This window comes from Ezakiella peruensis (genome assembly GCF_900215725.1).
Classification (GTDB): domain Bacteria; phylum Bacillota; class Clostridia; order Tissierellales; family Peptoniphilaceae; genus Ezakiella; species Ezakiella peruensis.
The window spans coordinates 20,161-42,848 of the sequence record NZ_LT962470.1; the positions used below are offsets into that span (position 1 = coordinate 20,161).

18 protein-coding genes are annotated in these 22,688 nt (G+C 38.3%); all 18 read right to left on the reverse strand.

Translation table 11 applies throughout. From position 1 onward, the window contains the following. Positions 1-61 precede the first annotated feature (61 nt). The 18 genes from CUU59_RS05030 to CUU59_RS05115 all read right to left on the reverse strand — a co-directional run bounded on the left by CUU59_RS05030 (position 62) and on the right by CUU59_RS05115 (position 22,496). Positions 62-1,189: an ABC transporter permease subunit gene (locus CUU59_RS05030; RefSeq protein WP_099950916.1), complete on the reverse strand. Its 1,128-nt coding sequence runs from the start codon at positions 1,187-1,189 to the stop codon at positions 62-64. Then, positions 1,189-2,235: an ABC transporter permease subunit gene (locus CUU59_RS05035; protein WP_075574704.1), complete on the reverse strand. Its 1,047-nt coding sequence runs from the start codon at positions 2,233-2,235 to the stop codon at positions 1,189-1,191. The genes CUU59_RS05030 and CUU59_RS05035 overlap by 1 nt, the downstream gene beginning before the upstream one ends. Continuing rightward, on the reverse strand, positions 2,228-3,817 hold the full coding sequence (locus CUU59_RS05040) for a sugar ABC transporter ATP-binding protein (RefSeq protein ID WP_099950917.1): 1,590 nt from the start codon (positions 3,815-3,817) through the stop codon (positions 2,228-2,230). Before CUU59_RS05040 ends, CUU59_RS05035 begins: the two co-directional genes overlap by 8 nt. Positions 3,818-3,913: 96 nt before the next feature. Beyond that, entirely contained in the window at positions 3,914-5,176 is a 1,263-nt protein-coding gene (locus CUU59_RS05045; protein ID WP_075574702.1) for a DUF3798 domain-containing protein, read from the reverse strand. A gap of 1,321 nt (positions 5,177-6,497) precedes the next feature. After that, positions 6,498-7,040: a HutD family protein gene (locus CUU59_RS05050; protein WP_099950918.1), complete on the reverse strand. Its 543-nt coding sequence runs from the start codon at positions 7,038-7,040 to the stop codon at positions 6,498-6,500. A gap of 1 nt (position 7,041) precedes the next feature. Beyond that, the gene (gltS, locus tag CUU59_RS05055; protein ID WP_099950919.1) at positions 7,042-8,289 is read right to left on the reverse strand and encodes a sodium/glutamate symporter; all 1,248 of its coding nucleotides are present in this window, start codon (positions 8,287-8,289) and stop codon (positions 7,042-7,044) included. A 240-nt stretch (positions 8,290-8,529) separates the two neighbouring features. Beyond that, a complete protein-coding gene (locus CUU59_RS05060; RefSeq protein ID WP_099950920.1) occupies positions 8,530-9,720 on the reverse strand; it encodes a coenzyme F420-0:L-glutamate ligase in 1,191 nt (396 codons plus the stop codon). A 10-nt stretch (positions 9,721-9,730) separates the two neighbouring features. Further along, the gene (locus CUU59_RS05065) at positions 9,731-10,297 is read right to left on the reverse strand and encodes a 5-formyltetrahydrofolate cyclo-ligase (RefSeq protein WP_099950921.1); all 567 of its coding nucleotides are present in this window, start codon (positions 10,295-10,297) and stop codon (positions 9,731-9,733) included. Positions 10,298-10,433: 136 nt separating this feature from the next. Beyond that, positions 10,434-11,357 carry a stalk domain-containing protein gene (locus tag CUU59_RS05070; RefSeq protein WP_169922864.1) on the reverse strand — a complete coding sequence of 308 codons (924 nt, stop codon included), beginning with the start codon at positions 11,355-11,357 and terminating at the stop codon, positions 10,434-10,436. After that, the gene (locus tag CUU59_RS05075; protein WP_099950923.1) at positions 11,347-12,657 is read right to left on the reverse strand and encodes a hemolysin family protein; all 1,311 of its coding nucleotides are present in this window, start codon (positions 12,655-12,657) and stop codon (positions 11,347-11,349) included. The genes CUU59_RS05070 and CUU59_RS05075 overlap by 11 nt, the downstream gene beginning before the upstream one ends. Then, positions 12,657-13,754: a non-hydrolyzing UDP-N-acetylglucosamine 2-epimerase gene (gene wecB / locus CUU59_RS05080; RefSeq protein WP_342747448.1), complete on the reverse strand. Its 1,098-nt coding sequence runs from the start codon at positions 13,752-13,754 to the stop codon at positions 12,657-12,659. The genes CUU59_RS05075 and wecB overlap by 1 nt, the downstream gene beginning before the upstream one ends. A 1-nt stretch (position 13,755) precedes the next feature. After that, positions 13,756-14,787, reverse strand: coding sequence for a glycosyltransferase family 4 protein (locus CUU59_RS05085; RefSeq protein WP_099950924.1), 1,032 nt, complete (start codon positions 14,785-14,787; stop codon positions 13,756-13,758). Beyond that, on the reverse strand, positions 14,787-15,416 hold the full coding sequence (upp, locus tag CUU59_RS05090) for a uracil phosphoribosyltransferase (protein WP_075574692.1): 630 nt from the start codon (positions 15,414-15,416) through the stop codon (positions 14,787-14,789). Before upp ends, CUU59_RS05085 begins: the two co-directional genes overlap by 1 nt. Continuing rightward, positions 15,416-15,856 carry a ribose 5-phosphate isomerase B gene (gene rpiB, locus CUU59_RS05095; RefSeq protein ID WP_099950925.1) on the reverse strand — a complete coding sequence of 147 codons (441 nt, stop codon included), beginning with the start codon at positions 15,854-15,856 and terminating at the stop codon, positions 15,416-15,418. The genes upp and rpiB overlap by 1 nt, the downstream gene beginning before the upstream one ends. Then, complete coding sequence (locus CUU59_RS05100) at positions 15,837-16,844, reverse strand: L-threonylcarbamoyladenylate synthase (protein WP_099950926.1); 1,008 nt, start codon at positions 16,842-16,844, stop codon at positions 15,837-15,839. The genes rpiB and CUU59_RS05100 overlap by 20 nt, the downstream gene beginning before the upstream one ends. 1 nt (position 16,845) lies before the next feature. Then, positions 16,846-18,873, reverse strand: coding sequence for a stalk domain-containing protein (locus CUU59_RS05105; RefSeq protein WP_099950927.1), 2,028 nt, complete (start codon positions 18,871-18,873; stop codon positions 16,846-16,848). Between the two features lie 148 nt (positions 18,874-19,021). Beyond that, positions 19,022-21,595 (reverse strand): ATP-dependent chaperone ClpB, encoded by a 2,574-nt coding sequence (clpB, locus tag CUU59_RS05110; protein WP_425432816.1) that lies wholly within the window; start codon positions 21,593-21,595, stop codon positions 19,022-19,024. Between the two features lies 1 nt (position 21,596). Beyond that, positions 21,597-22,496 (reverse strand): DnaJ domain-containing protein, encoded by a 900-nt coding sequence (locus tag CUU59_RS05115; RefSeq protein ID WP_099950928.1) that lies wholly within the window; start codon positions 22,494-22,496, stop codon positions 21,597-21,599. Positions 22,497-22,688: the final 192 nt, after the last annotated feature.

Here is a 22,688-nt window from a genome sequence, read left to right on the forward strand (position 1 = left end):
ACAAGATATCTAATACTATATAAAAATACAGGAGCCTTGAGCTCCTGTATTTTTCTTATCTTTATTTTTCTTTTGGAGGAGCGACAGCTGGGCCTGTTCTTAGGGTTTCCATAGCTTCGTCTCTTTCTTTTTGTCTTCTGACGGAGTGCAAGATAAGTGTTATTGTAACAACTGCGTAAGATACGAATGTTCTTAGATATTCACCGATCATTGCAGATCCTGTGATATTTGCCCCTGCAGTAGGCATTACTATAAACATTAGGTGGAAGAGGATTGTACCTGTTAAGGCGTTTGTAATTGTTGCCTTGGATACACTTGCACCACCGATTAATAGAGCTGCTGCTGAATATAGGGCAACTTGGTCAGCACCGTTGTAGGTGTTTAAGTTACCGATATTTTGTAGGTAGATGATTTGTCCAAAAGCTGCCATAACTGTCGACATAACGACTGCTTTCTTTCTGGTTTTATCTACGTTAATACCTGCGTCTTCTGCTACTTTCATGTCTTGGCCAACGGCTTTCATGTCTTGGCCTAGTTTAGTTTTTCTAAACCAAACTATAAATAAACATGCTAGTGCAATTATTATGAGTGTTAGGATTGGAATTTGTATGCCCATTATAGAAATGTCTGTACCCAAAATCCTATCGAAGAAATAGTCTGTTCCCTTTTGACAGGTCAGGTCTATCGCGTTTCTAACCCCATATCCACGAGATATTATAATGTTCGGATCTTTAAAAGGTATAATTCCACCAAATATATATAGAACTATAAATTGGTAAACACCTGTCATAAAGAAACCGAGCATCATAGATGTAATCATTTCTCTATCTTTTGCTTTATTTAATACTGACCCTGCAAACATTCCGAGTAACCAGGCGATAGGTGTGGAGATTACAGCAGCAAGTAAGATTGCTGGTAGTCCTGTCATGCCCCAGTCTTGGATAAAGATGATTGCAATTTGTCCTGCCATGGCTCCCAGGGTCATACCGAAGTTAATACCGAGTCCAGCCATAATAGGTAGGAGTAGTGATAATACTAGAAATGCGTTTCTGGCAAATCTAGTCAGTACTTGTCCGACCAAAAACTGTGCGGTAAAGCCACTGAAATAGATGGCGATGGCACAGATTATTATAAACATAACAGGGACTGTAAAGTCATTGATAAGGCTAAATTTTTTCTTTTCTTTCATTATTTAACCTCCTTCCTGGTCAGAGCGTATACAATAAGTCCGTTTGATATGATAAGTCTGAGAACTTCTGATATATCAACTTTAATGGCTTGGTTAATAACAATTGGTGTCATAGTTAAAATTGCTTGGAACAAAAGTGTACCGATAATTACGTTTTTAACATTTGCCTTGTTAATGGATGCACCACCAAGTAATATTGCAGCTACACTTGGGAAAGCGAAAAATTGTGGTGCATTGTAAAGTTGGACAAAGCCGTAAGCTTGCTGATAAATAACCATTCCTGCTGCGCCCAATGCACAAGATAGGATAACAGAAATTGTTCTGTGCTTATTAACATCAATGCCTGCTGCTTTTGCGTATCTTGGGTTTGACCCAACAGCTGTAATTGCTGATCCTTTTTTGGTTTTAAAGTAAAGGTATACAAGATAAGCAAATAAGGCAAAGACTATAAACATACCGATAGGTACAAGGGTTTTGGTTCCTAGCTCTGCATCTGATGTAACCTGAAAGCCTAAGATTTTTGAAATAGCTTTATCCCAGTAATTTTGTAGGGATATTGTTGTCCTTAGTCCCTTTCCTTCATAACCCATAACCATTTCCGAGTTAGTAAATGGAAGGATAACCCACATTATGTTCATAAATGCAATGAAAGAAAAACCTACATAGGTTGCAACGATCATTTCGTCGCCTTTTACTCTGTTTAATATAAGGCTATATAGGAAACCAAATATAGCACCAAATATCATGCCAACAAACAGGGCAAATACAACTCCTGCAAATCCTTGCAATTCAAGTTGTATGGATATTGTAGCTCCCAGCATTCCTCCTATAAGACCAACCGGTAAACCAAAGTTTAGTCCGCAGCCCGATTGAATCATAGGGATCATTGCCAGAACAAATACAGCATTCATACCAAACCTATTAATAACATTTATAAATGCATCTGTAAGATTTACACCTATAAAGCCCCCAATCACAAATAGTGCCAATATAAATAGCAGAATTATTAATCTTGGAAGGCCAAATTCTTTAATAAAATTACGCATCAATAACCTCCTTCGGATTTGTTCCCGCCATCATAAGTCCAAAATATTCTACTGGGTCGTTTGGTTTTAATTCACCAAAGACCTTGCCTTCAAATATTACTAGGATCCTATCTGCTATACTCCTGAGCTCTTCAAGCTCACTACTTACAATGCAAATTGTGGTGCCATAGTCTTCATTGTAACCGCGCAGGGCATCCAAAACTAATTTCTTTGCCCCAACGTCAATACCCCTGGTAGGTTCACTGACGAACAAAAATTCTGGTTCAACTGCAAAGGCCTTGGCCAAGCATACTTTTTGTTGGTTACCACCACTTAGGTTTCTAGCTTTTTCGTGTGGGCCTTGGGTCCTAATTTCTAGATTTTCAATATATTGGTTAGCCACATCTTTTAGTGCCTTGTCATCTCTAAATACAACTGGGCCAATTTTTTTGGTGAACTTATCGTGGACTTGCATGGCGTCAAAGCCAATATTCCAATCGATACCTTCGTCCAATAATAGTCCCATACCACGTCTATCTTCACTTACAAAAGCAATATGCTTTTTGAGGGTTGCCCGAGTATCTTTTAAATCCAGTGGTTCGCCATTATAAACTACTTCACCACCTGATGGATACAATCCCATAATTCCATTTGGAATACCCAGCTTGCCTTGACCAGCCAGACCACAGAATCCTAGGATTTCTCCTTTTTTAACTTCAAAGCTAACATCACGAACGGTTTCGCCAGGCATATCTACATAAAGATTTTTAACAGTCATAACCGCATTGTCTTTAATATCCCGGTAAGTCCTTTGTTCCTTCTTGCTAGACATATCACGACCAACCATCCAACTGGCAATGTCTACGATATTTAAATCTTTGTTAGGTGTATCCTTGACGATTTCACCATCACGAAGGACAACAATCTTATCACATACATCTACAACTTCGCGAAGCCTGTGGGAGATAAATATAATAGCAATACCCCTGGCAGCCAATTTTTTCATAGCCTTAATAAGTATATCTGCTTCGCTTTCTGTTAGAACTGCTGTTGGTTCGTCCATTATAATCAGCTTAACATTGTCCTTGGAAAGCTCTCTGGCAATTTCTATAAATTGCTTGTGGCCAACAGGCATATCCATAACCTTGGATTCTACTGGAATTTCAAGTCCAAGCATATCGATGGCCTTTTTGGCACTTTCGTTCATTGAATCACGTTTCAAAGTTTCCAACTTCTTACCAAACATTTTACTAAAAAAGTTTGGCTTTGTAATTTCACGGTTTAAAAGAATATTTTCTGTGGCTGTAAAACCTGGAATAAGTGAAAACTCTTGGTGAACCATACCTAGACCTGCCTTTAGGGCATCGTATGGATCTTTAAAATTTACGACCTCTTCATCAATTAAAACTTCTCCCTCGTAGCCGCCGGTCTCATGAATAAAGCTCATACCAAATAGAATGTTCATCATGGTTGACTTACCAGCACCATTTTCGCCTACAAGGCCGAGGATTTCACCTTCATTTAATGTGAAGTTAACATCTTTTAAAACGTGATTACCTGAGAAACTTTTTCCAACATGTCTAAATTCTAAAACCTGTTTCATATAATCACCTTAAATATAGTAAAGGCTGACCCAGCACTTTATTTGTGAGGTCAGCCTTGGGTCCAAATTAATTACTTGTTTTTAGAAGCCTACTAATTATTTGTTTTTCTTTGCTTCATATTCGTCTAGTAGCTTATATACATCTGGAACTTCAACATCGGTCATTCCTAGATAGCCTTTGCCAAGTACGTATGTGTCTTGAAGTGTTAGATAGTGGTTTTTCTTTTCTTCACGAGAAACTCTATCAACATAAGTTGTAACACCCCATACTGCTCCTGGTGTGAATTCTTCTAGAACTTTTTTGAAGTCTTCTGGTTTCTTGTAGTCAGCTGTTCCTTCAACAGTTCTCTTACCAATTTCAGCTAAAGCTTGTGTTGTTGAGAAGCCAAATGAGAATGCCCATAGACCCATGCGGCCTTCAGCCCCCATTTCTACTGCTTTTTCTTCAACTCTCTTTAGGATTTCTGGCCAGTCACCTGCAGCGTCTTTAACATCAACTGAAAGAGCTCCTGTGTATCCAAGGATAGGTGATGGTAAGTCTTGTTCTACAAAGTATGCGCCGAGTTCAGCAACTCTTAATAGCATTGGTTCTGTGTGAGAGTCGTTTGTAGCAAAGAAAGCTGTTTCTTTACCATATTGTTTAACCCATGCTGGCATTTGTTCAAGGATAAAGTTTTGTGCTCCTGGAATACCAATATCACTCATTGGGTCTGGTGCAGTTTCCATAATAAATTCCATACCAATCTTATCACATGTAGCTTCCATAATATCTTTACGTAAACTTAAAAGTTCAATTGACATGTGTCTTGGGAATGTAACGTGAACAAATTTCTTTGCGCCCATCTTTTGAGCAGCAAGTGGAATCAAGTATCCCCTGTTAATTTGGTCAGGGTCAACTACTAGGTCAGCAATACCTTCGATTAAGTTAGGGTCTTCTTGGGAGTTAGCTACAAAGCAAAGGATATCAGGTCTTTTTTCCTTAATTTGCTTAAATGCAGCTGCTGTTCCTGGAGGGCCTTGGTTAACTACAACGACCTTCATCTTTGGATCGTCAGCGAAAGAAACGATTTGTTGAATTGTTGTTTCTTGTTCAGCCATATAGTTATCTGGGTAGTTTTTAAGTGTTATAAATCCGCCATCTTTTGAATCACCATATTTGGTTAGCATAGATTCAGCACCCCTTTGTTCGTCTTCTGATTGAGAGACTGTACCGGTGCAGATTCCGATGTGGAATGGTGCTTCTTCACCGTCTGTTTTTGCGGTATTTTCTGTGTTAGCATCGCCAGCTGGCTTTTTGCCACAAGCTGCTAATGAAAATACCATAGCCATAGCTAATAAAATTGCTAATAACTTTTTCATAATATCCTCCTAGTGTTTTATTTATTATAAGTTGTCAAATTGATGGCAACAAATAAACTCCATAATTTTTTGCCTGTAATCTTTAAGTACGCAAGATGAAAAATCATCTGTTTTTAAATTCTCAACGGAACCACCTACTAAAAAAATCTTTAATTAAAGCTCAAGCACTTGTAATTTTTTTATTTATAAACCTTTGATCAGGTTTGCTCTAATAACCATATTAGATTTCCTTTTACAAAAGCCTTGCTTTAATTAACTAAATATATTATAGCACATTGAAATCATTTTGTAAATACTTTTTCAAAAATATTTTATCTATAGCTTAATAAAATTATATCTATATCTAGCTAGATTTTAATAAAAGCAATTGTTATCTATAAGAGAGCAAAGTTTTTGTAAAAGTCTCAAGCTTGTGATTGCAGGTCTTTGGCTTATCTTTATTTTAAAACTAGTAATATTATTTATACTTTAATATTGATATTCAAAATAATATAGTCTTTGTTAATATAAACCATAAAATATTTTAATTACTTTTGCCTTAATTTAAACAGCTTTTCTCAAAAAAATTATATTATCCCTGTCAAGAGTTTAAATGAAAGTAATTTTGCAATCTAAAAACCCCACTAAATATCTCTACTTAGTGGGGTTTTATTCGTAGCAACGGTCGTTTTTATTTGGTCTCATCTCCTAGCCTCCTTAATTTCTCTATTGTTAATTATAAACTTTCTTGTCATATTACCAGCTCCTTTCAGTTCTGATAAATCCATCGCTTACCTTCTTATTAAATTTTTAAAGTTCAAGTCTTTCCATTCCCTTTTCTCTTAATCTTTAACTCTTCTTTAAGTTTGTGTGCGTTAACCTTTTGGTTTGCGCTGCCACCATATTTTTAATCTTTCGGGAATTTATTGTTTTTTCTTTTAGTTGCTACGAACTATGTGATCAAGGTAGATTTTATATTTTTCTTTATATCTTTTAGATTCTATCTTTTGATTGTATCTTTTAGATTGGATAAGTTTTTTCTATAAAATCTTCTTCCTTGTGGTTATTATATACCCCCATATTTTTATTTTAAACACTACATTAAAGTATTTTTTAAATAAATTAATTATTTTATAAAGTTAAATCGTATTTTAAATTCCCCAATCCCAGTTGTTTCAATGTTTATGAGTTTTAAAATTTATTTTAAAAAATAAAAAATATTTTTAGAAAATTTTTATTTTTGCCTTTTATTTTTAAAAATCAACTTAAAAGATCTTTTATTTTTAATTTTTCAGCCAATAAAAAACTGCCATCCTTTTAGGACTAGGCAGTTTCTGATTTCCTACTTATATTTACATATTATAATAGGCTTTTTTAAATCTGTTATTTTAAAATCTTCCTCAATTATATACAGGCTCCAGGCGTTCATTTCCTTTGACTCGCCATTTATTTCAGCCTTGTAGGCTTCCGGTGAAAAGACATATAGCTTATAGCCATCAGCCTTAATCTCCTTGGCCTCTCTTACAATTTCCATGGTCGCATTTGATCCATTTCTAACTATGAAGTTATAGTCAAGGGTGTCCAGGGAATTTTCTGAGTAAGTCTTCCACCTGCCATCGAAGTATTCAACTTCGAAGGGTTCTAGGTGGCGGTCATACAATCCCTCGTACTCAACGTCGATAAAACCTTGGAGTGGGAGTATATATCTTTGATAACCAGAAAAATCTGAAAAATTTGAGCTGGTGTCTGTAAAACTTGCAGAGGATATCCTAAAATCAAAATCTCTTTTTGAAAAATCAGCTCCCTCTGGCAAGATGTATAGTTGGGTAGTCTTGCCACCCGACCATTCTGTCACTTTAAAATCAGTCTTTTTAATTTCTCTCATATTAGTTTATTTTCTCCACGAATGTTTTGATAAACCAAATCGTTTGAGGTTGGTAGATAATATCTACAAGGAAAGCACCAACGATTGGTACAATCATCATAGCCTTTCTACTCATACCATATTGTTCATTAACTGCTGTTAAGTTAACTATAGCTGTTGGAGTAGCTCCAAGTGCGTGTCCAAGTAAACCTGCACACATAACTGCTGCGTCGTAGTTTTTGCCAAGGATTCTGAATACTACAAAGTAAGCAAATAGTACCAAGAAAATTACTTGAACAAATAGGACTACAAACATCTTGCCTGCTACGCCAAATAGTTGCCATAACATCAAGGACATCATAGCCATTGATAGGTATAAACCTAAAGCTACATCGCCGATTCCATCAACTAAACCGAAGTCGAATTTATAGAATTTGAATTTTTCATTTAAGTTTCTTAGGATAACTGCAACGAACATAGCGCCAACGTATGTTGGGAAGTCCATATCGATAAGTTGTCCAAATTTCTTTGAAAGTACAGTTCCTAGAGCCATACAAAATAGGATAGCTGTTACGTTTTTAGTAACGTCTAGGCTTGATAACTTTTGTCCACTTAAGGCGTTGATGTTTGCGATGCTTTCATCAATTTCACCCGCGTTTTCAGATTCGTCTGGTTTTAAATTATTTTTAACAATAAGTCTGCGAGCAGTAGGTCCACCAACCATAACTGCTATAATTAAACCAAAGGTTGCTGCTGCTGCACCAACTAGTGGAGCTGCTTCATAACCCATGCCAGCAAAGGTATTCCCATAGCTTAGGGCTGCTCCGTGTCCACCGATTAGTGGGATAGCACTAGTCAAAAGTGCGTATGGAGCTTCTAGTCCAATTAGTTTACCAACTCCAATTCCAATTGTGTTTTGGAAAATGGAAACTACGCCTGCAACCAACCAATAAATGATTAATAAAATTCCGCCCTTCTTAAGGATAGTTAAACTTGCTCCAAGTCCAACTGTTGTAAAGAATGCAAGCATAAAGAAGCTTTGTAGGGTTGTGTCAAAGTTGAAGTAAAATGAGCTAGTCAAGTGACCAATCATTGTTACAAACATAAATATGAATCCTCCAACAACAGGTGCTGGGATACAATATTTTTTTAGGAATTTGACCTTGTCCCTTACAAAATAGCCGAAAACTAATAGCAGAGCTGCCATAGCCGCTGTCATTGTCATGTCCGCATTAAAGTTTAAAATGCCGTCTATTCTTTCAATAGTCATATTTTTCCCTCCTTTTAATTCTACCAAGCCCAAGTATATGGACCCAGTATTTTTATTTACAACTATACTTTATCACATTTGCTCAAAAAAATCAACAAATTTTCAACAAATAAAAAGTTATTTTGTAAATTATTTTTAAGATTTGTCTTATAATTAGTTTTACATATAATTTTACATAAAAAATCCACAGGCAAAGCTTATAAAATTTATAAGTCTGCCTGTGGAAAATATTTTTTATAATTATTCAGCTGCTAGGCTGTCGAAATATCCTTGGATTAAAATAATTGGTGTGCCCTTGTCTCCAGATCCACTTGTAAGATCGCAAAGGCTGCCGATTAAATCAGTTAGCTTTCTAGGTGTTGTACCAAGTCTAGCATTTTCATCCAGAGCTTGAGCTTCCTTGTGCTTGATGGCATCCACAATTGCGTGGCTTAAATCATCGCCCCTTAAATCTTTGAAATCATTGTCAGCCAAGTATTTTAACTTCAATTCATTAGGAACGCCTTCCAAACCCTTGGTATAACCTGGGCTTACAACCGGGTCAGCTAGTTCCCAAATTTGTCCAACTGAGTCCTTAAAAGCACCGTCACCGTAGATCAAGCATTCGATATTTTTACCTGTTCTTTCTTTAAAGGCTACTTGTAAATCACTCGCAAATTTAAATGAGTCGCGTGGGAAGAGCTTAACCATATCTTCTGTAGCCATGTTTGCACCAAGTAGACCATACTCTTCGTTGTAGCCGCTGCCGTCAACGCTTTCATTTAAGATATCTGCAATTGATAATACATTTGCTCCTTCAACTTGTAGGGCCTTTATAGTCCTTTTTCTGGAGTGGATATCTGCAGTTAAGACATTGTTTGTATATTTTAAAATATCTGTTGGCTTGTTGGAGAAAATAATTTCACATTCACAGCCTTCAGCTTCAATTAAATCGTGGTAGAATTGAATGTAATCCACATTTGTAAATGGGTGTTTGCTTCTACCAAAGAGCTTGGTGTATTCTTCTTCGGTAAAGAGCTGACTGTAATCGTAAATTCCAGCCTTTTCCAATTGCTCATAAGATAGCAAGTGGTTGCCAACTTCGTCTGCAGGATAAGATAGCATGAGGGTGATTTTATCCACGCCCTTGGCTATACCCTTCAAACAAACTGAAAACCTATTTCTACTTAAAATTGGATGAATAAGACCAATATGGCCACCTCCAAATTTGTTTCTAACGTCATGACCAATCTGTTCAGTAGTGGCATAGTTGCCTTGGCTCCTAGCAAGCACTGCCTCGGTTACACCTACTATATCTCTATCGTGTAAGGGGATATTGTCAGATGCAACAGCATCCATAACTGAATTTAATACAATATTTACTAGGTCATCGCCTTCTTTTATAATCTTTGTCCTAATCCCTCTCGAGACAGTTCCAACAAATCTTGACATAATATCCTCCTTATATATCTAAAACCTGTGATTCGGTAACTATGGTTTGCACTTTTTGATCATATTCATCTGGTGCTAACTTCTCAGTGCGTTGAATATCATAACAGATACCAACTGTTTTAGCATCAGACCTAAGCTCAGGAAGCAGCCTATCGTAATAACCGCCACCATAACCAATCCTATAACCAAAATCATCAAAAACAGCTCCCGGAACAATGCAGAGATCAATGGCTTCAGGGCCAACGATATTTTCCTCCTTAACTTCTGGTTCCAGTATACCCATATAGCCCTTTTTGAGCTCCAAAAAGCTCCTTATTTCACAAAGGATCAGAGTATTTGTAGCTTTATCTACAACTGGTACCAGGACTCTCTTGCCCCGTCTGAGTGACTCCTCTATAAAGTCATGGGTATCAACTTCCGACCTAAAGCTTACAAATGAACAAATTGTATTTGCGTGCATGTAGGATTTTAAACCCAATAACTTGTCTAAAATTTTCTCATCAGCTTCAAACTTGTATTCAGTGTCAAGCTCGTCTCTTTTTTTCAAAAAAGATTCTCTTAGCTGTTTCTTATCCATAATGTTCACCTCGACTATATTATACTACATCTAAGGGAATTTTAACAGTAGACAAATAAAAAAATCATAAAAAAACACCTGATCTATTTTTTAAAACAGGTGTTTGTAACTCTTAAAAATTATCTTTTAAATAATCTTATCCCGGAAAAGCCAAAGAGCCCGGTGCCTTTGGATCAAACTTTTTGTAAACAAAGGTTTGCCCTTGGTAGAAAGAATAAATCTCTCCTGTGTACTTGTCTACATAAAAATCATAGACAACAGGAATTACATAGTATCTATCGTTTTCGGCTTTGACTTCTAGGCCTTCGTTAATTTTAATTCTCCATTCGTCCTCGCGGCTTGGATTCATCCAGTCAACGCTATCATCTGGAGCCTTGTATTTTTTGTTAAAGTTGGCCTTGTAAGCAACTTTTAACTCCTCTTGAACTCTTTTTATTGCCTCTTCTTTTGTAATAGCTTTTTTATCAGCATCATACTTGTAAACCATTAGCTGTTGGTAAAGAGGGATTACAGGGAATTCATTAACCTTGACCGTCTTACCATTTGTATAAGTTACTGTGTAGCCATAGGCTTCAAAAAACGATTTTACAGGAAGGTAAACAGTTCTGCCGTCGCGAACAGGTTTGCCAGCCATAAATTCTGATTTAGCATTGATCTCATAGCTTCCATCGTTTAGTCTGAAGGTCACCCCTGGTAGTCCTTTTTTCTTGTCGGCTTTTAAATTAAATTCGTCGCCATTCTTTTCAGAAACCTCAAGCTTTGCGCCAACGATTTCTGCAAACTTTTCGGCAGGTATCATAGCCGCTCCATCAATAGCTTTGATGTCTGGATTTTTAATTACAGACCCATTTACAATAAGAAACATAGGAGCCGGATTAGAGAGTCCAACCCTGTCGTTATCAGCAAACTTTATATAGCTGTCAGCTGTGTCCGTGTTAATTTCAATTCCGTCTAGGTTAGTAGAATCTAAATCTGACTTTGTCTTTGGTCTAAAAATAATAAATAGGGCTAGTATTAAAATTACTGCCAATACCAAATAAACTTCTTTTCTAAGCCTCATGCTTTTCCTCCTCTTGTTTTCCATCTAAAACTTGCTTGGGCTTGGTCATAAAAATCTTGACCTTTTTTATCCGCCTGTCTTCAACTTCCAGAATCTTAATTCTGATCCCGTCGTAGTCAATGAGATCGACCTTGTTGTCTTCAGGTATAAAGCCAAGCCTGCTGATAATAAAGCCCGCTATTGTGTCGTAATCGTCCGTATCGTCTGGGAGATTTATCCCCAGCATATCGTTTACGTCCTTGATACTTGTAGTTCCTTGAATAACCGCTGTATTTTGCGTGAGCTCGTACCAGTCTGGTTCGTCATCGTCAAACTCGTCATCAATCTCACCCATAATTTCCTCGGTTAAATCTTCCATTGTAAGTATACCCGAAAATCCACCATATTCATCCATCAAAACCGCCATATGTTTATTGGACCTTTGCATTTCTTGGAATAAAATGTGAATATTTTTTCTCTCAGGCATAAAATAGGCAGGTTTAATCAGGCGTTTTAAATCAATATTGTCAAAACCCTTTTTGTAAGCCATAGCCAAAAAGTCTTTCAAGTAAAGAACTCCCACAATGTTATCTATGTCTTCATCATAGACGGGAATTCTAGAATACCTGTGGTTAACCAAGTCTTCCAGATATTCATCTGGCTCTGAATTAATGTCGATCATAAAGACTTCTGTCCTAGGGGTCATAATTTCTTCGGCTACGGTTTCGTTAAATTCCATAACCCCTCCTATCATTTCCTTCTCAGCAGTATTTATAATTCCTTGCTTCTCGCCAATTTCAACCAAAACTTTTATCTGGTCAATGGTAACCTTGCTAGTAACCTTTGGCAGGCCAATTATCTTGGCAAAGAAATTGCTCAAAGTCACACGAATCTTGTGAATTGGCTCCATAATAATCATCTTTATAGCCAAGAAAAATTGCAAGGTTTTCAAGCTTTGGTTTGGCTTATAAGCACCATATCTATCTGCAAATTCAATTGTAATTAAATTATATATAAACATGGCGGCTATGGTTGAGCAAATAAAAACTGAAATATCTATTGCTCTATCAAAATCAGCCTTGTCCAAATTTCTGATTACCATAGCTGTAAAAACCATAACAAAAATTATCTTTAAAAGCTCATAATTGAGCTGGAGTTTAGAGATTACATTTTCTCTGTTCTTAATTTGGTTCTGAAGTCTATCATCTAGCTTAGTAGAATCCGAAGTCATAACCGCTGTTCTTAACATCCTCGTGATTATTGAAAGCACTAGGATAACAAATAGTGAAATCAAATACCCCGTACTCGATCCTGGGTCCATTATCTTTTATCTCCTTTTAATATGTCTCTAATTCTAAGTGATGCCTTGCCGTCTCCATATGGATTGACTGCGTGGCTCATCTTTTCGTACTCGCTGCCCATTTGCAGGAGCTGGTCTAAGTTTTCATAAATTGCCTTGTATTCATTGCCGACTAACTTGCAGGTGCCAGCCTCAATGCCCTCTGGCCTTTCTGTTTCCCTCCTGATAACCAGGACTGGTTTACCAAAGCCCGGTGCCTCTTCTTGAAGGCCACCTGAATCAGTAACTACCATATCCACTTGATTTATCAGGTGAACCATATCGTAATAGCTGATTGGTTCAATCAAAGTAAAATTATCACTCGGGGCCAAATATTTATCTGCAGCCTCCCTGATCCTTGGGGTCAAGTGCATAGGAAAGATTACATGGGCATCATTTTTTACAGCAGCATCTCTGATTGCTGTAAAAATTTCTTCCAAATTATCTTGGTTTTCCCTGCGGTGGGCCGTCATCAAAACTTTTTTACCAGTTGGCAGATTATTTAAAAATTCATTTTTAAATTTATAATCTTCCCGGTAGCTGAGCTTAAGAGCATCTATTACAGTATTACCCGTTACAAATATAGAATCCTCATCTATGCCATCGTGAATTAAATTTTCCCTGGCTGCTTCAGTTGGTGCAAAATTTAAGTGGGCAATTTGGCTGACCATCTTGCGGTTTGCCTCTTCTGGATAAGGGCTGTAAATATTTTCAGACCTGAGGCCCGCTTCAATATGGCCCACCTTGATTTTGTTATAGAAGGCCCACAGAGCTCCTGCAAATACAGTTGTGGTGTCGCCCTGGACTAAGCAGTAGTCAAAGTCGCGTTCCTCCAAAGTATCGAGTGCTTCCAAAGCGTGGGATGTAATCTTTGAAAGACTTTGCCCGTCTTCAAAAATCCTTAAATTTATATAATCGTCAATGCCAATATCTTCGATCATCATATCCAAAAGCTCCCTGTGCTGGCCAGTAAAGACCACTCGCACATCAAAGTCCTCATCTTCTCTGAGAGCTTTAATAACTGGGAAGCATTTAATTATCTCCGGCCTTGTGCCGATTATCATCAAAACTTTTATCAAATTATTCTCCTTTGTGCCTATCCTTGTCCCCTTTAAAAAACCCAAAGAGGAAACCAAATAGCAATACAATTACAAAGGCTAAAACTGCAATTATAATTGCCATCGATGGTTCAACCTCAGATATAACGAAGCCGAGGATTGAAAACAAAATGCTAATCACATATAAAATCAAAACGGTTTGCCTGACGGAAAAACCCTTTTGAACTAGCCTATGGTGAAGATGGCCCTTGTCGGCTGTCATTATTTTTTGATTGTTTGCCATCCGCCTTACAATTGCAAAAAGCGTATCAAAAACTGGTAGGGCCAAAATAAATATTGGAATTATTATACTCATGGCGGCTACCGATTTGACAACCCCCTCTACCGATATACATGCCAACATGTAACCGAGTAATAAGGCTCCTGTGTCTCCCATAAAAATTTTTGCCGGATTAAAATTGTAGGGCAAAAATCCAAGGGCAGCCCCAGCCAAAGCCAAGGCAACTTGCGGTACGAAAGAAACAGTTTCCGATGCAAAGTAAAAGGTCAGGGCAGATATAGCAGAAAGACCTGCGCACAAACCGTCTAACCCATCTACAAAGTTAAGGGCATTGGTAACTCCAACTATCCAAAACATTGTAAGAATTGGACCAACAATTCCCATGTTTATAATCTGTCCTGCATGGAAGGGATTCGAAATCATGTTAATGCTAATGCCCCCATAAAGAGCAAGACCAGCGGCAATTATTTGTCCCAACATCTTGTGTAAGGGTTTTATATTTTTTATATCGTCTATAAGACCTGTTATAGCAATTACAGTCGCTCCCGCGAGCATAAAGGCAAGTTTTCTAGACATGGGCACAAAGATCAAAGTAACTGCCATAAGGGAGATAAAGATACTTATCCCACCCACTGTTGGCACAGCATCCTTGTGCATCCTACGATTGTCCTTGGGCACATCCACCAGGCCAAATTTTTTTGAGGCATAAATATTAAATGGCAGTAAAACAAAAGATGTAAGTGCCGCCACTAATAAAATGTAAAAATCACTCATTATTTTGTACCGAAGAGCCTATCTCCTGCGTCTCCAAGTCCAGGTATAATATACTTGTGGTCATTTAATCTTTCGTCAATTGAAGCTACAAAAATATCTACGTCAGGGTGAGCTTTTTGTACAGCTTCAATGCCCTCTGGAGCTGCAATAATATTTGCAAGCTTGATGGACTTTACTCCCATTTCTTTAAGCTCATTTATAGCATCAATTGCAGAGCCGCCTGTTGCAAGCATTGGGTCTATAACAATAATTTGTCTCTTGGTTACGTCCTCTGGCATCTTGCAATAATAAGTAACAGGCTTAAAAGTTTCTGGGTCCCTGTACATTCCAATGTGACCAACCTTTGCAGCTGGGATTAAATTTAAAAATCCATCTACCATGCCAAGGCCAGCTCTTAAAATTGGAACAATGCCAATTTTTTTGCCAGAAATCATATTGACTTCAGCATCTCCCATTGGAGTTTTGATCGTCCTTTTTTCCAATGGCAAATCACGTGTTACCTCGTAACCCATAAGCATGGTAATTTCAGTAACCAATTCTCTAAAATCTTTGGCACCTGTGTTTACATTTCTAAGTATAGCTAGCTTGTGTTGAACTAGCGGATGATTGCACTCTATAACTCTGCCCATTATCTTTCCTCCATTTTTGAAATTTTATCAAGACGCTTTTGATGGCGGTCTCCTTGGAATTCTGCTTGTAAAAAGCTCTTTACTATATCAATTGCTAGGTTTGGTCCAATGGTCCTGCCACCCATGGCTATGCAGTTGGCGTTGTTGTGTTCCTTGGCCATCTTGGCTGAGTAACCCTCAGTCAAAAGTGCACACCTAATGCCCTTTACCTTGTTGGCTGCAATCGAAATGCCGATGCCTGTTCCGCAAAATAACATGCCCAGGTCCACATCTCCTGCCACTATAGCCTCACAGGCCTTTTTTGCATAATCAGGATAATCTACCCTTTCGCCTTCAAAAGATCCATAGTCAAAGCATTCGTATCCCATGTCTGCCACGGCTTTCATAACTTCTTTTTTGAGCTCGTATCCACCGTGATCGCTAGCAAATCCAATCTTCATCCTTGTCCTCCATAACTTTTCCTGAGGCTGACTTTTTCATTCTGTTGAACAAAGCCTCGCCAATGCCTTCCTTCGAAAAACCTTGTATAACAATCATATCTCCATCCATCATGTCGGCGTCCCTCAGTGATTTAAAATAATGTTTGGCCGCCTGGTCTGGATTAAAATATGAACCAATTACTATATTCTCTTTCGCTTGATATTTATTTTCCTCTGCAGATATAAAAATCGCATTGGGTTTTATTTTTTCCAAGAGCTGGTCTGCATCCTCTGGCTTCATATCCAGTAAAAGCGTCGGCTTCTTGGCCATATAATGTCCATACTTTTGCCCCGGACTCCTTACAACAGTCTTGTCGACCGCCCCCACAATCACATCACCGACCACGCGTTTGATAGCGTCTGCATCAATCTTGCCCGGTCGTAAAATTTGTGGCGGATATGAAGTGCAAAGTATAACCGTGCTTTCTATACCAATATCCGTCTCGCCGCCTTCAAAGACATAGACATCCTTGTCCTTTAAGTCATTGTAGCAGTCGCGAAAATTGGTTGGACTGGGTCGGCCAGATAAATTTGCCGACGGAGCCGCAATTGGTACCCCAGCTTCAGCAATTATTGCCTTGGCAATTTTATGATTAGGAAATCTAATTGCAACTGTGTCCAATCCTGCTGTTGTAGTGCGAGGAATCTCAGCCTTGGCCTTTAAAATTATACTCATGGGCCCCGGCCAAAATGCATCCATTAATTCATTTACATATTCTGGGATCTCTTCAGCTATATCAGTCAACCAAGACTTATCTGCTATGTGCAAGATCAGCGGATTATCCTGGGGCCTGCCCTTGGTAATAAAAATATTTTTTACCGCTTCTTCATTTAAGCCGTTGGCGCCCAGGCCGTAAACAGTTTCAGTTGGAAAAGCCACAAGTCTGCCCTCACGCAAGAGCCTGCCAGCCTTTTTTATCCCCTCTTCGTCATTTGTAATAATAGACATCTTAAAAATCTACCTCGTCAAATCTCCTCAAGTTTTGTTTTTCTATAATGTTAATTAACTTGCCTGGGTACTTGGAGTCGGTTGCATAACCTGCACGCCTAATTGCCCACGCACCCCTAATTGGGTCGTAAATAACATCTCTAAATATTTGATAGCGTTCTCTCTTTAAAAGTAAATCATTGTGGTCATTCCATGATTCATTTAGAGTATTGTAGGCTCTAAAATTATCATCAATCCTGTATTTTACACCGTTGTACTCTTCCCAAGTGTTTGAAAGCACAGATCCATTTGTGGACTTGCCCTTGATACCAAAGAGGTTTCTGGAAAGTTTACCTGTGTATTTGTCAACTGGCACATATTGTCCCCAACCGGTTTCCAAGATTCCTTGGGCCATTTGTATGGAGGCTGCCATATTGTATTTGTTGAAAGTATCCACAGCCATCTTTGAAAAGACATTTATAAATTCGTCTTTTTGAACGACTGGACGTGGGCCAAAAGTTTTTGCATTGTGAATTTTAACATTAACAGCTTCGCTCTTAACCTTGCCTGCGGCTGTATCAACTTCTGCGTAAACCTTGTACTGGCCATCTTTTTTGCCAGCAGGATTAAATTCAATTTTGCCCTTTAAAATTCCGTCTACAACGAAATTTTCAGGTCCATAGAATACATATCTCACAGCGGAGTGGTCAATATTGCTGTCGTATTTTAATTCGATTGGCTCTGAGATTACAGCATTTGGTCCAAGGCCTTGAAGAAGCAATCTGGAGCCAGGAATAATATTCACATTTATCCTATCAGTTGACATAGTTGTGCCGTCTGGCAAATCAACTTCTGCACGCAGATAATAAGATCCGCCTAGGTCAGCTGCCGGATTAAATATATGGGCCCCGTATGGCTTTTCTTCCAAGAGGCTTTCCCCTGCACCATTGCCCAGATAATATCTGGTAGATTTTACATCAAAATTTCTGTTTACATTTACATTAAAAGTCCTGTCAATCTTTTGACCAGCCTTGATACCAGTTAAGCTAAGTTTTTTAGGTGTGGTCAGATTAAAGGAAATGGAATTTGATAAATAATTGTTGCCAGCCATGTCCACAGCATTCATAGTTACCATAACGCTCTTGGACTCTCCACCATTTAGTGTGAGTGCCCATGAAGCATAAGGATCTCTATCGTCATAGGTTGTAGCAACATTTGTAGCGAGATCAGTCACCGTATATGAAACTGTCTTTGCCACAAAGTTTATGCTAGGAGTGATTTCAACATAGTCGTTGTTGTCGCTGCCTTCTCCTGGCCCTGTAATTTGAACACGGGGCATAATTTTGGTTTGAACTTTTCTACCCCTGCCTGCAACAATATTTCCGTTGGCATCATAGCTTACAAGGGCTAAGATTTTAAAAGACGAAGTCTCCCATGGCAAATATTTTACAGTCATATTATTTGAAATGTCGTTAACCAATCCCTTTCTAGTAATGGGATCGATTACAAATAATTTTGTGGTCTTAATTCTTGGAGCCAAATTTGATCCAGCCTCAGCGGTTAATGTGATCGCATCAGTCACTTGGTCAGTAAGGCCATTAACAGAATACTTATCGGCTGGGTTTTGACTGCCGTTTTTTATGGTAACTGTATTGGTTTGAAAATCGTAGCCAACAAATAGGTCAAAGGCCTCTGCAACTGCACGGACAGGCACGTAAGTCCTATCGTTTTTTGCAATAGCCTTAACATCTGAAATAATAAATTCTCCATTTGATTTTTCAATGAGAGAGCTATTTATTCTAAGCTTTACTTTTTTCTCTCCTTCTGATATGACAACTTCTTTTAAAGCTTCATTATAAGTTACTTCTTTGCCCAAGGCTTCAGAAACAAATCTAATTGGAACCATTACCCTGTCGTTTACAATTAGGCTTTGACTTTTATCTGATATATCTTGTCCATTAACTAGGATTGTGAGCTTGCGTGCATGAGCGGTGGTGGTCAAAATAATAACTGCAAATACAAGCATTAATCCTGAAAAAAATCTCTTCATAGTATTCTCCTTTCATGTAAATACATCTCTTTATAGTATATACAAATCAGGCATTTTTTTCAAGTTTTAATCCATAGAAGGCAATTGATTTTGCAAGAAAAAAGAGGAGATAAAAATCTCCCCTAATCAATTTAAATTTTTTAAAATTTTATTGGCTGATGAATTTCAATTCATCATTTTCTACATCGATTACAACCTTGGTGTTTTCCAAGATGTCACCCTTGATAATGGCTTTAGCAAGTGCGGATTCCAGATTTTGATTCATAAATCTCTTGATCGGTCTTGCCCCATAGGCTGGGTCGTAGGCGGATTCGATAATAAAATCTTCACATGCATCGGTGATTTCAAGTGTGATATTCCTATCCTTTAGGCGTGAATTGATGCTTGCAAGTTCAAGGTCAATAATGGCCTTCATATTGTCTCTTGTAAGAGGCTTAAACATTACAATATCGTCAATTCTGTTTAAAAACTCTGGCCTAAAGGAAGCTTTTAGAGCCTCGTTCACTTGATCTTGGGCTTCTTTTGAAATTTCTCCATTTTCGTCAATGCCGTCCAGCAAATACCTGGACCCAATATTTGAAGTCATAATCAAAATCGTATTGGTAAAGTCAACCACTCGTCCTCGGTTGTCAGTTAGCCTGCCGTCGTCCAGAACTTGCAAGAGCAAATTGAAAACATCCGGATGGGCCTTTTCAATTTCATCAAACAAGACGACTGAATAGGGTCTCCTGCGAACAGCCTCTGTGAGTTGGCCGCCTTCTTCGTAGCCAACATATCCTGGAGGCGCACCGATGAGCCTTGATACTGAAAACTTTTCCATATACTCACTCATATCGATACGGACCATATTCTTTTCATCATCGAAAAGATATTCGGTTAGGGCCTTTGAAAGTTCCGTCTTACCAACACCAGTTGGTCCCAGGAAGATAAAAGAGCCCACAGGACGATTTTGATTTTGCAGTCCTGCCCGTGACCTTAAGATTGCATCAACAATTGCATCTACTGCCTTGTCTTGGCCGATAACCCTCTTGTGGAGTTCGTCACCTAAGTTCAAAAGCTTATCCTTGTCGGTTTGCGAAAGCTTGCTAACAGGTATGCCCGTCCATTCGTTTACAACTTTTGCAATTTCATTTTCAGTGACTTCGACATTGAGCATGAGGTCGCCAGATTCTTTCTCATTTAATTCCTTTAACTCTTGTTCAAGTCTTGGGAGTTCACCGTATTTTAACTCTGAAATCTTTTCTAGATTATAATTTCTTTCTTCGCGTTCGATTTCAGTTTTGACTTGGTCGATCTTGGCCTTAAGCTCTTTGGACTTTTCAATCTCAGCCTTCTCTGCTTCCCACTTGTCTCTTAGGACTTGGTGTTTTTCCTTGTCGGCCTTCAACTCACCTTCCAAAATTTCAAGACGCTTCTTGCTCTTGTCGTCTGTTTCTTTTTTCAAAGCTTGAGCTTCGATTTCCAATTGTAAAATTTTTCTTTCCAGCTCATCAATTTCCACTGGGCTCGAATCAATTTGCGTTCTAACCATGGCGCAGGCTTCGTCCATTAGGTCGATTGCCTTGTCTGGTAAAAACCTGTCCGTAATATAGCGGTTACTCATAGTGGCAGCAGCAATTACAGCTCCATCTGATATTCTAATCCCGTGGTGGACTTCATATTTTTCCTTGATTCCCCTTAAAATTGAAATCGTATCTTCAACCGTCGGCTCTCCAACGTAAACTTTTTGGAAACGCCTTTCAAGGGCTGGATCTTTTTCTATATATTGCCTGTACTCATCCAAAGTCGTGGCGCCAATCATGTGGAGCTGACCACGAGCGAGGAGCGGCTTTAACATATTGCCGGCATCCATTGACCCTTCGGTCTTACCAGCGCCAACTATAGTGTGAATTTCGTCCACAAACAAAATAATTTGACCGTCTGATTTTTCAACTTCATTTAAAACGGTCTTTAATCTTTCTTCAAATTCGCCCCGATACTTGGCCCCTGCAATGAGGGCCCCCATATCGAGCTCATAAATTGTCTTATCCCTCAAACCTGTTGGCACGTCGTTTTTAACAATTCTTTGGGCAAGCCCTTCGATAATTGCAGTTTTACCTACGCCGGGTTCGCCAATTAAAACAGGATTGTTCTTGGTCCTTCTTGAAAGGATTCTAATTACGTCTCTAATCTCATCATCACGGCCAATTACAGGATCCATCTTACCGGATTTTGCCTCTTCAACCAGATCTCTGCCAAATCTTTGAAGGGCATCCATGGTTGATTCGGGATTATCTGTATTTATATTTTGATTTCCTCTAATATCCATAAGCACCTCCAAAATCTTATTTTTATCTACATTATATTTATTTAAAATCTTTTTTATGTCTGGAGATTTTTCAACCATCGCCAGCAAAATATGTTCCAGGCTCAAATAGGAATCCCTAAAGTCCGACCTGATATTGTCGGCCTGAGCCAGCACATCTGACATTTCTTTGGACATGTAGGCGTTTACCTCCGAAGCCTGAGGGATTTTATTGATTTCCGCCTGCACGTCAGCCTCCAAAGCCCTTGTGTCCACATTTAGTTTATTAAAAATCAAATTTACCACCGAGTCGCCATTTAGCATTGCCAAAAGCAAATTCCAATTTGAAATCTCAGGATTTTTATATTCCTTTTGGTATTCAACGGATTTATTGATAGCCTCGATGGTTTTAATAGTCATCTTGTCATTCATATTCATTTTATTCACCCAACTTTCTTAACAAATCCTCCTTTTCTTTGGAAAGATTAGTCGGATTTACAATATTGACAACTGCGTAAAAATCGCCCGTATTTTTCTTTAAATCAACAAAACCCTTGCCTTTGATCTTAATTTTTTTGCCAGTTTGCATATTAGGCGGAGTCTTTAATTTAATCTTGGTTCCCAAAATATCAATTTCTTTTTCTACGCCAAAGTAAGCTTCCCAAGGATAGAGTTCAATATCCTTGTAAATATCCAAGCCTTTTAGCTCGTAAGGATAAGGATTTACCTTAACTTTAAATAAAATATCATTGTCTATGCCCCACTTGCTGCCGCGGACACGGATTTTTTTGCCATCTGTGATGCCGCGCGGGACCTTTACTTCAATATTTTTAACTTGACCGCCAATATCTAGGCTAAGTCTCTTTGTCGTCCCAGTCATAGCTTCATAAAGGGTAAGATCCAGGTCCATCTCATAATTTTGTGGACCCCGGCTTGACCTCCTGCCGCCACCAAACAAATCTTCAAAACCAAAGCCAGAGCCAGAGGACGTGTAAGTCCTTGAGCTGCCGCCTCCGCCAAAGAACATATTAAAGAAATCGCTGAAGTCTGCATTACCAGTTCCACTAAAGCCACTATAACCATAAGCATTTGGATCAAAGTTTTGTCCGCCGGTAAAATTATTTGTAGTACCAAAGCGATCGTAAGTCTTGCGCTTCTTTTCGTCGCTTAAAACTTCGTAAGCCTCGTTAATCTCCTTAAATTTTTGTTCTGCTTCCGCATTGTCCGGATTTAAATCCGGATGATATTTTTTTGCCAGCTTTCTAAAACTGGATTTTATTTCATCAGCTGTGGCATTCTTATCCACGCCTAAAATTTTATAATAATCTTTATACTCCATAAATTCACTTCCTTTTTTGTCTTTGACCTTTCTTGACCTACAATTATTATACCCAGTCCTCATGCTTTTAAACAATTTATATTTTCTTTTTAAAATTTCTTGCAAACTGTAATTCTTCAAAATTTTTGCCAGAAAAATTCTAAAATTAATTTCCTTTCCAATAAAAAAACCTGCAAGAATTTTCCTGCAGGC